The sequence below is a fragment of the Aeromonas sp. Prich7-2 genome, from assembly GCF_017939255.1.
Lineage (GTDB): Bacteria > Pseudomonadota > Gammaproteobacteria > Enterobacterales > Aeromonadaceae > Aeromonas > Aeromonas caviae.
This window is the reverse complement of the sequence record NZ_JAGKRI010000219.1, coordinates 2,083-4,653: the sequence shown is the minus strand read 5'-3', so window position 1 is coordinate 4,653 and position 2,571 is coordinate 2,083. Positions and strand designations below refer to the sequence as shown.

Here is a 2,571-nt window from a genome sequence, read left to right as displayed (position 1 = left end):
GTGGCAGGAAATAACAGAGAAGTTGGAGTGGGCAATGGTGTATTTATCCAAAAACGGCAAAAAGAGTAGGCAGAGAAAATCCAAGCAAAACAACACGTTAGACGGTATTATTAATTCGCTTGCCGCTTAAGGTTCTGTACATGAGTTCAGGTAAATGTGTTCGTAGGTACAAGGCTGTAAATGTTCACCTGGGTACAGTTGATGTAAACTCTGATTTTTCTCTTATAAAAGAGTTAACCGAGGCTGACGCAAAAAATGCAAAGCTATGGGTTCAGGAGCAGCAACGTCTTGTCCAGTATGCTTACATGGAAAATCAGAAAAAAGGACTAATTGGCGGGTGTCCTGTTATCAAACGCAATAAGAGCGACGATGATAAGTATCGAGATTATTATGGGTATATTCCAGATTGCAGGGTTGGTGAATTTATTGGTGTAATCATCAATCAAATCCCACTGTCGTCACCTATACAATCTGTTGAGTCTAACCACTCGTTATATGAAAATATTATTGGGTTGAGAAAGAGAGGTCGTTTGTCTGAAGTGTTTAATAACATTTTAAACACGCTAATTGAAATTCATAAAAAAAACCCTTTCACAATGAAGGAATGGTTTTCTCTTTTCTTGGGAAATAAAGATTGTTATTTATTGATCACAGCAGCTTCTGGTTATAAACAGAATGATTTTGAAAAAATGCTTCCAGATAACCATAGAGCAGTAAGATTGTCGCTGATAAAGAAGGCTATTAAAGATAAATATCCAGCTAACTTATTGATCGAGGGGTAATCCCCGCCTCATACTGGGCCTTTATATAGGATAGAGTGTGTAATGAGTAAACCATTTGGTTCCGGCAGCGTTACAGTTCAACCATCTCGTGGCCTGTGGCAGGCCAGCTACTTAGGGCAGAAAGTCACCTATAGCGAAGCACGGTTTGGAGCAATGGCAGAGACCCTTGCCCACCGGGCTTTGTTAAGATTGCAGGCTGGAAACTTTGACCCTGTGTCCGACGATCTGCAATTCAAGTTGTCATGGCGAATGCTGGATGCTGCCAGGCAATTGGGGCTCTCATTGGGCCAACTGCGGCAGTGGATGCTAACTGGAATGCTCAACGGACATGAGATTAAACCACCAATGCGTGATGTGAAAGGCGTTGACCGAATCACCGGTTGCGAATTGATGTTGGCGCAAGAGCGCCTTGCTGAGTGCAAATCCGGGTTGTCACTTTGCAATGGGTAATTCATCCAATGCGGTTGTATAGCGGGGACTGAGTTTTTCACGCTTCATCATCCAATCACTGTTGTCTCTCCCACAAGATCCAAAATGAATTTTTCCTAATCGTCCCTGGTTGATTCGGTCGATCATCTGCATTAGGTCCTGGCTGCGGGGCTTATGTTGATGATGGTCGAACAAATCTCCCTGCTGGCTGCCGATAGGAGTGAAGTCGGCTAGCATCACGCCCCCTTTTTGGTAGCGGCGCCCATCCCGCCAGATACGAGAGAGCAGTGAGTGGATCACTCCCAGCAGCTCCCTGGTATCGTTTGTAGGCACAGCCAGCGTGGTGCTCACTTGGTTGCCGTAGTAGGGTTCTTTGTCATTGAAGGGGCTGGTACGAATGAATAAGGTGACATGGCGACAGCACATTCCCTCTGCCCGGAGTTTTTCAGCTGCACGTTCCATATATCCTGCGAGTGCTTGATGCATGGAATTCATGTGTGTGATCCGTTCACCGAATGATCGGGAGCAGATGATCTGCTGTTTGGCTTGTGTGTCCTGCTCCAGGCTGGCGCATGGATAGCCGCGTAGCTCTAGCACGGTTCGCTCAACAACGACCCCATAACGATGCCGTAGGTTTTTACCATCGACAGCGACTAGGTCCGCCACACTATTGATCCCGTGCGCTTCGAGCCTGGTGGTCAGTTTTCTACCTATTCCCCATATTTCCCCGACCGGAGTGATAGCCATCAAACGCGCTCGACGTGCCTCATCACGCAAATCAACCACTCCACCAGTAGCAGGCCACTTCTTCGCGGCGTAGTTTGCCAGCTTGGCGAGTGTTTTGGTTGGCCCGATCCCGACGCCGACTGTGAGTCCAGTCCATTGCTGTATTCGTTCACGGATCTGACGACCATATGCTGTCAGGTCTCCCGCCCATGATTCGTTCAGTTCAATAAACGCCTCATCAACACTGTACACCTCGACAGTTGGCACCATGCCTTCCAGCGTGGTCATTACGCGCTGTGACATATCACCATAGAGGGCGTAGTTGCTCGAGAACCAAACACCGCCTACGGCCTCGAAGAACTGACGGATCTGGAAGTAGGGAACACCCATCTTGATGCCAAGCGCCTTGGCTTCTGCCGAGCGAGCCACAACGCAGCCGTCGTTGTTCGATAGCACCACGATCGGGCGCCCCTTGAGGTCTGGCCTAAACAGGCGCTCGCAGGACGCATAGAAGTTGTTCACATCGACGAGGGCAATGGCGTTGGGCATGGTTTAGCCTAGTTTGGTCTTGTGGAGTACATAGGTTACGACGCCAAAAATCTCTAGTTCTTGCCCGTCCAATAGATGGATGGGC

3 protein-coding genes are annotated in these 2,571 nt (G+C 48.3%); 2 read left to right on the top strand and 1 reads right to left on the bottom strand.

The window, feature by feature from the left end:
• The first annotated feature begins 140 nt into the window (after nt 1-140).
• Nucleotides 141-782: a hypothetical protein gene (locus J9892_RS21045; RefSeq protein WP_210538895.1), complete on the top strand. Its 642-nt coding sequence runs from the start codon at nt 141-143 to the stop codon at nt 780-782.
• 42 nt (nt 783-824) lie between these two features.
• The gene (locus J9892_RS21040; RefSeq protein ID WP_201934208.1) at nt 825-1,232 is read left to right on the top strand and encodes a hypothetical protein; all 408 of its coding nucleotides are present in this window, start codon (nt 825-827) and stop codon (nt 1,230-1,232) included.
• On the opposite strand, the gene umuC is transcribed toward J9892_RS21040, so the two are convergent.
• A complete protein-coding gene (gene umuC, locus J9892_RS21035) occupies nt 1,215-2,486 on the bottom strand; it encodes a translesion error-prone DNA polymerase V subunit UmuC (RefSeq protein ID WP_180911179.1) in 1,272 nt (423 codons plus the stop codon). The genes J9892_RS21040 and umuC overlap by 18 nt on opposite strands.
• Between the last annotated feature and the right edge of the window lie 85 nt (nt 2,487-2,571).

Excerpts from the sequence above, each read along its gene's own strand:
- J9892_RS21040 (WP_201934208.1), top strand. The coding sequence starts at position 825 with ATGAGTAAACCATTTGGTTCCGGCAGCGTTACAGTTCAACCATCTCGT.
- J9892_RS21045 (WP_210538895.1), top strand. The coding sequence starts at position 141 with ATGAGTTCAGGTAAATGTGTTCGTAGGTACAAGGCTGTAAATGTTCAC.
- umuC (WP_180911179.1), bottom strand. The coding sequence starts at position 2,486 with ATGCCCAACGCCATTGCCCTCGTCGATGTGAACAACTTCTATGCGTCC.